This is a genomic window from Mycobacterium sp. (assembly GCF_049281135.1).
GTDB lineage: Bacteria > Actinomycetota > Actinomycetes > Mycobacteriales > Mycobacteriaceae > Mycobacterium.
The window spans coordinates 1-6840 of sequence record NZ_JBAPRN010000859.1 but is presented as its reverse complement, the minus strand read 5'-3'; the positions used below and the strand labels follow the sequence as shown (position 1 = coordinate 6840).

The 6840-nt window shown below is 66.5% G+C and carries 7 protein-coding genes; 2 read left to right on the top strand and 5 right to left on the bottom strand.

Translation table 11 applies throughout. The annotated features are described in order from the left end of the window. Window positions 1-54: 54 nt before the first annotated feature. The 4 genes from WAN02_RS34275 to WAN02_RS34260 are packed head-to-tail and all read right to left on the bottom strand — an operon-like array spanning window position 55 to window position 5046. The gene (locus WAN02_RS34275; RefSeq protein WP_422269795.1) at window positions 55-2253 is read right to left on the bottom strand and encodes an acyl-CoA dehydrogenase; all 2199 of its coding nucleotides are present in this window, start codon (window positions 2251-2253) and stop codon (window positions 55-57) included. A gap of 51 nt (window positions 2254-2304) precedes the next feature. Further along, window positions 2305-3288: a 2-hydroxyacid dehydrogenase gene (locus tag WAN02_RS34270; protein ID WP_422269794.1), complete on the bottom strand. Its 984-nt coding sequence runs from the start codon at window positions 3286-3288 to the stop codon at window positions 2305-2307. Further along, the gene (locus WAN02_RS34265; RefSeq protein WP_422269793.1) at window positions 3264-4397 is read right to left on the bottom strand and encodes an alpha/beta hydrolase; all 1134 of its coding nucleotides are present in this window, start codon (window positions 4395-4397) and stop codon (window positions 3264-3266) included. The genes WAN02_RS34270 and WAN02_RS34265 overlap by 25 nt, the downstream gene beginning before the upstream one ends. Window position 4398: 1 nt before the next feature. Continuing rightward, window positions 4399-5046 (bottom strand): TetR/AcrR family transcriptional regulator, encoded by a 648-nt coding sequence (locus WAN02_RS34260; protein WP_422269792.1) that lies wholly within the window; start codon window positions 5044-5046, stop codon window positions 4399-4401. A 148-nt stretch (window positions 5047-5194) separates the two neighbouring features. Between WAN02_RS34260 and WAN02_RS34255 the strand changes: the two genes are divergently transcribed. Continuing rightward, window positions 5195-5770, top strand: a complete 576-nt coding sequence (locus tag WAN02_RS34255; protein WP_422269791.1) for a VOC family protein — start codon at window positions 5195-5197, stop codon at window positions 5768-5770. A gap of 4 nt (window positions 5771-5774) precedes the next feature. Here the strand turns inward: WAN02_RS34255 and WAN02_RS34250 are convergent, their stop codons facing one another. Beyond that, window positions 5775-6407, bottom strand: a complete 633-nt coding sequence (locus WAN02_RS34250) for a TetR/AcrR family transcriptional regulator (protein ID WP_422269790.1) — start codon at window positions 6405-6407, stop codon at window positions 5775-5777. A gap of 79 nt (window positions 6408-6486) precedes the next feature. Between WAN02_RS34250 and WAN02_RS34245 the strand changes: the two genes are divergently transcribed. Further along, window positions 6487-6840, top strand: a 354-nt coding sequence (locus tag WAN02_RS34245) for an oxygenase MpaB family protein (protein ID WP_422269789.1), incomplete at its 3' end; no start/stop codon positions are given.

Below are 6840 nucleotides of genomic sequence, written 5' to 3'. Positions count from 1 at the left end.
GTTCTCGCCGATCTGAGCTCCGTCAGATCGGCGTGAACTTTTTTGTCTGCGGGCCTACGGATCGCGGGGCAGCCCCAGCAGCCGTTCGGCGATGATGTTGAGCTGCACTTCGGAGGTGCCGCCGTAGATGGTGGTCGCTCGGCTGGCCAGCACGTAGTCCGCCCACTTGCCCGGCAGCTGCTCCGGGTCGCCGATTGCGCCGTCGGACCCGAAGGACGACAACCCGAATTCGGCGTAGCCCTGTCCGGTACGCATAGACAACAGCTTGGAGATGGCCGCTGACGGCATCGCGTCTCCACCGGCCAACGTCAGCAGCGTCGAGCGCATGTTGAGCACCTTGGCGGCGTGGCCTTCGGCGATCAGTTGTCCGGCGCGGTTCTGCCCGATCTGGTCGAACTGCCCGTCGCGGACGAACTCGACGAACTGATCGAGGCTGGCCAGGAACGGTGCCTCGCTGTTGCCGATCGAGACCCGTTCGGCGGTCAACGTGTTGCGGCTGACCTCCCAGCCGCGGTTGACCTCGCCGAGCACCAACTCGTCGGGCACGAATACGTCGTCGATGAACACGGTGTTGAACATCGCGCCGCCGGTGAGCTCACGCAACGGCTTCACCTCGACGCCTTCGCTCTTCATGTCCAGCAGGAAGTAGGTGATGCCATTATGTTTTGGCGCGGAGGTGTCAGTCCTCGCCAGCAGCGCGCCCCATTGAGAGAACTGCGCCGCAGTGGTCCAGATCTTTTGTCCCGTGATGCGCCAGCCGCCGTCGACCTTGGTGGCCTTGGTGGTCAGGCCGGCCAGGTCGGATCCTGCTCCCGGCTCGGAAAACAGCTGGCACCAGATCATTTCGCCGCGGAACGTCGGCGGCAGGAAGCGTTGCTTCTGCTCATCGGTGCCGAACGCCACGATCGACGGCACAATCCAGGCCGCGATGCCGATCGGTGGTCGTCTGACCCGCCCGCTGTTGAACTCCTGCGCGATGATGATCTGCTCGACGGGCCCGGCGTCACGTCCCCACGGGGTGGGCAGATAAGGCAGCACCCACCCGCCCTCGGCGATCGCGGTGTTGCGCTCCTCGCGCGCTATTCCCTTGAGCGCCGCGACCTCCTCGCGGATCTCGTCGCGCAGCTTCTCGGTATCGGGGGCGAGATCGATATCGAGTGTGCGCATACCGGTGGTGGTGGCGGTGTCGACAACCCGCTGCGGGTACTCGGATCTGCGTCCGAAGCCGGCGGCCAAAACCAGCGCGCGACGGTAATAGACGTTGGTGTCGTGCTCCCAGGTGAATCCGATGCCGCCGTGCACCTGAATGCAGTCCTGGGTGCAGCGCTGCGCGGCCGCCGGTGCCAGCGTCGCCGCCACCGCCGCGGCGAACTCGACCGCGGAACCCTCAGTGTTCCAATTGTTTTCGCGGGCTTCATCGACGGCGCGGGCCGCATCCCAGACGGCGGCCGTGGCGCGTTCGGTGTCGGCGATCATCTCGGCGCACTTGTGCTTTACGGCCTGGAACTGACCGATCGGCCGGCCGAATTGCTCACGGATCTTGGCGTAGTCCGAGGCCGTGTCGGTGGCCCACCGCGCGACGCCGACCGCTTCCGCCGACAGCAGCGTGGAAATCAGCGCCTTCGCCGCCACAACGCTGAGGTTGCTCAACACAACGTCGTCTGCGACCTCGATGGCGTTGGCGCGCACATGCGCGATGGGTCGCAGCGGGTCCACGCCGGCGACCGGTTCGATCTCGAGCTGGTCGGCGCGCAGCACCACCCACTCTTCGCCGCTGTCGATCGCCACCGGCAACACCAGCAGCGACGCTTCAGCGGCGGCCGGCACTGCGCGGACTTCCCCGCGGATGACCAGCACGTCACCTTGTCGCGTCGCGGTCAGGCCGGCGTCCAGGGCGTACGCGGCGATGGCCGCGCCAGATGCCAGGTCCGCGAGCACCTTGGCGTCCGGGTCGTGTGCCGAGATCAGCGCGCTGGCGATCGCCGACGGCACGAACGGGCCCGGCACTGCGCCGTAGCCGAACTCGGCGAGCACGACCGCGAGCTCGAGGATGCCGAAACCCTGACCGCCCACGGATTCGGCCAGATGGACGCCCTGCAGACCCTGTTCGGCCGCGGCCCGCCAGTACGGCGGAGGGTTGTCGATCGGCGTTTCCAGCGCGGCGTGCAAGACCTCCGACGGCGCTACTCGCGCCACGAAAGATCGCACCGAATCGGCCAGGTCTTGATGCTCAGGGTTGATTGCGATCGGCATTGGTCGCCTTCCTTCGGGTTGCCCGGGGCCTGTGGCAGCTCGACCCCCAATCTAATAACCGGTGGGTTGGTTGACTACATGGGCCAGCCGCTGGCCGTCCCGCAGCCGACGGCAGTTGGCGACCGCTTCGACCAGATAGCGCCGCATGGTGTCGACGGTGTACCAGGTGACGTGCGGGGTGAGCACGACGTTGTCCAGGCCCAGCAACGGATTGTCGGGGGCTACCGGTTCGACGCCGAAGACGTCCAGGCCGGCTGCGGCCAACCGACCATCACGAAGCGCGTCGGCCAGGGCGTTTTCGTCGACGATCGGGCCGCGTGACGTATTGACCAGCACTGCACCGGGTTTCATCCGGGCCAGCGCGGCCGCGCCCAGCATGCCGTCGGTGTCTGCCGTCAACGGCAGGTGCAGCGAGACGATGTCGCTGGCGCCCAGTAGCTCCGGCAGCGGTCGCCAGCCGGGCAGCCCGTCGTCGCCGGTGCTGGTGTGCAACAGCGTGGCACCCATCGCGGCGACGATGCCCGCGACCTGTTTGGCGATGTTGCCGTAGCCGACCAGCCCGACCGTGCAGGCGCCGATGTCGCGGACGGTCTCACCGAGCTGCGGGTCGGACGGCCAGCCGCGGCCTTCTCGGGTCGCCCGGTCCAGCACCGGGAGGCGGCGCAGGGCCGCCAGCATCAGCAGCACCGTTCCCTCGGCCACCGACGGCGCGTTGGCGCCGGGCATGTTGGCAACGGCGACACCGCGTTCGGTGGCGGCGTCAACGTCGATGGTGTTGACGCCGGCGCCGAACTTGTGCACCAGCCGCAGGCGAGTCGCTCGGGACAGGTCGGCCGCGGAAAGAGGTCGTAACACATGCCAAATCACGTCGGCCCCGGCTATTTCCCGGTGGAAAGCCTCCTGCGCCTCGGCGGAGTCGTCATCGGCACACCAGCGGATGTCAAGCCAATCAGATTCCGGCGCAAGGAAATCCAACACCTTCGGACCGGGAACGAAGTGGGCGAGGACCCTCAGCGCCACCGCTTGGCAATCCATTTGGCGATGGTGTCAGCCTGCTCGCTGCGTGCGCCCGGCGTAGTGAAGTAGTGATCGGTGTTGATCGAGCACTGGGACTTGTCGGTGCCGGCAAGTGCGTCGTAGATGCGCTGAGCATCCGACGGGAACACACCGGTGTCGGCCTCGGCGTTGATCACCAAGGCGGGGCAGGTGATCCGGGCCAGGTGCGGCTCGGCCCTGGTCTGCGCCGTTCGCAGACTCCACATCGCCAGCCAGCTGCGCAACGTGCAGGCCGCTGCGATGCCGTGTGCGGACCGGTTGGCCTTGACCGGCGGCCCGGCGTAGCAGGTGTTCGGCTGACGGTGGGTCGGCTCAATCGTCGGATCGACCATCCGCGGATCGGCCCACGTCCGCATCACGGTAAACGGGCGGTCGGTAAACCCGGCGGCTCGAACACGTTTCAGCTCTGTCTCGACCCAGTCGGTGATGCTGTTGTTACGCGCAACCTGCGCTGAGCGATATCGGGCCAGGAAATCCGGTGAATATGGCGGGCCGTTGTGCGGGTCGAACAGATCCAGGTCGGGGTCGGTGGCGACGGGATCGTTTTCGTCGACGACGGCTCCGTCCATCCACCCGGTCAGCACGTCCGGGCGGCCCGGGTGTGCGGCACTGGCCACGTAGCCATCGGCTGGGAGCAGGTCGGTCAGACCGGCCGCCGGCCGCATACCCGCCATTGGCGTCACGTGCGGGTCGGCAGCTTGCGCCTGGTACGCGGCCATCAGTGATCCGCCTCCGGAATTACCCAGCAGGACAATCGTTTCCACGGCCTGTGTCTCGCGTAGCCAGCGAACCCCGACGCCGATATCGACCAGCGCATGGTCCAGCAAAAAGCTGCTCTCGAAACCGCGGAACCGGGTGTTCCAGCCCAGAAATCCGATCCCACGGGTCGCCAGGTAGTCGGCGAGATAGTGCTCGGAGAAGTCGATCTGATAGTGGGCCGCGATCACCGCGACCTTTGGTTTGCGCCCGACGCCGCGGTAATACAACCCTTGGCACGGGTGTCCACCCGCGCCGGCGCGCCGGCCGGTCGGCGACGGCAGCCCGATGAATTCTCGAATAACCCCGGGCGTGCCGGCGGTGCGACCCACGTCAGCGTCCCTCCTTGCAGTAGATGGCTCGATAGAAGATATTCGCCAACGTGGCGATGCAGGCCTCGTCGTCCGGATTGCCGTCCCGGTGCGACGCCGGACCGGCCAGCTGCAGATAGCAGAACTGGCTCAGCATCGCGACGATGGCGACGGCGATCAGCTGCGGGTCGTCGCGTGCGCAATAGCCGTCGGCTTGGGCACGTCGCACCGTCTCGGTGATGAAAGACGTTGGAATATCGCACATGTCAACCCAGTACTGGGCGAAGTCGGCGTTGACCATCGCCAGCTGCGACATGCTGATGATCTCCGGCAGCCGATGTTTGTAGGCGTGCCAGTACGCAGCTGCGGCCTGGTGGGCTCGCTCCCGCGTCGACAGGCCGTGCCGGGTAACCGGCTTGGACCGCTCGCCGAACTCGGCGCGGAAGCGCAGCGCCCACTCGCGGACCATCGCCTCCTTGGAGTCGTAGTAGTTGTAGAACGACGCCGTCGACCGGCCGGCCTCGGCGGCGATGTCGGCGATGGTGGTGGCCAGGATGCCCTTGCGGGCGATGACGGTCCGGGCGGCCGCGTCGATGGCGACCTGCGTTTGACGGCCGCGGTTGGTCGGTAGCGGCGCACGACTGTTGGGCGGGTCGGACACGGTAGACACCGACGGGCCCCCCTTCGTCGTGACTGGGATCCCCTCGATCCCGGGAACGGCGCTTCTCTGGAATTGACCTGAATCTGATGTTAGGTTCAGATTCGGATCTCCGCCACGGAACCAGCCAAGCGCCGCGCGGACGGACGGGAGCCCGGGGATGATCAAGCCGCACAACCGCAATTCCGAATTCGAACTCGGCGGCATCAACCATGTCGCGCTGGTGTGCTCGGACATGGCCCGCACGGTGGACTTCTACAGCAACGTGCTGGGTATGCCGTTGATCAAATCGCTGGACCTGCCCGGCGGTGCCGGGCAGCACTTCTTCTTCGACGCCGGCAACGGCGACTGCGTCGCGTTTTTTTGGTTCGCCGACGCGCCGGACCGAGTGCCGGGCCTGTCGTCGCCGGCCGCCATTCCGGGTATCGGCGAGATCATCAGCGCGGTGAGCACCATGAACCACCTGGCGTTCCACGTGCCGGCCGAAAAGTTCGACGCCTATCGGCAGCGACTGAAGGACAAGGGCGTGCGGGTGGGCCCGGTGCTCAACCATGACGAGAGCGAGCGGCAGGTCGCGGCTACGCTGCATCCCGGTGTCTACGTGCGGTCGTTCTACTTCCAGGACCCCGATGGAATAACGCTCGAGTTCGCTTGCTGGATCAAGGAATTCACAACGAACGACGTCCAGACCGTGCCCAAGACGTCCGCCGATCGCCGCATCCCCGCCACCCACTAGGGCATCAATCGCGATACAGGCTCGGGTTGCCCAACTCGTTGACAAGTGATGTGAGCTGGTCGACCAGTTGATCTGGCTCGAGCCGCACGTCGCCGGCCAGCCAGGCGCTTATCGTTTGCGCCACCCCGCCAACCACGAAATGTGCGGCCGCCGTGATCCGGTCGTTCTGCGGAACCTGCAGCGTGTTCCCGGCATGACGGCCCGAAAGCATCGCGAACAGCGCGTTGGATTCGACCCGTTTCCGGGCCAACACGGCGTTGGCCAACTGCACGCTGAACAACAGGCGCCCCACTCGCCGGTCGCCACCGATCGTGTGGACGATGTTGGTCATGCCGGCGCGGGTCTGCTGCTCCGGTGGTGCGGCGTCTACGGCGGCCTGAGTCGTGAAGGCCAGCTCGGCGATCACCGAGTCGAACACCGCGCCAATCAATTCGTCTTTGTCGGCAAAGCTTTCGTAGAAGTAGCGTGCCGCCACACCGGCCTGTCGGCAGACCCCGCGGACGGTCAATTCTGCGGCGTCGTCGCCGCCGAGCAGATCGAGACCGGCGTCTAACAAGCTGGCCCGGCGGGTTGCCAGGCGGTCGGCGGCATCGACGCCGCCGTAGGGCCGCGCACTGGTTGTCGGGACAGTCGCCATGAGTGCCATCTTGACACCGGTACCTGCGGGCTGCAATATCAGGAAACAAGCGTTCTCACAATTAGCGGGCGGATGAGCGATGACGGTCAGCGAAACGATCAGGCATGTCGAGCGTGCGGTGGGCGAGCCGCCGGTCGCCGGGCGTCGACCGCGGCGGACGCCGCAACTCGGTGACACGTTGATGGGAATGGCCCTGCTACTGGGCCCGGCCAACGTGATCATGGAGCTGGCCCGGCCCGGTGTGGGTTACGGCGTGATGGAGAGCCGCGTCGAGAGCGGCCGCATCGATCTGCACCCGATCAAGCGGGCGCGCACCACGTTCACCTATCTCGCCGTCGCGATGGCGGGTACCGACACTCAGAAGGCAGCGTTTCGGCGGGCGGTGAACCGTGCGCACGCCCAGGTGTACTCGACTCCGGACAGCCCCGTGCAA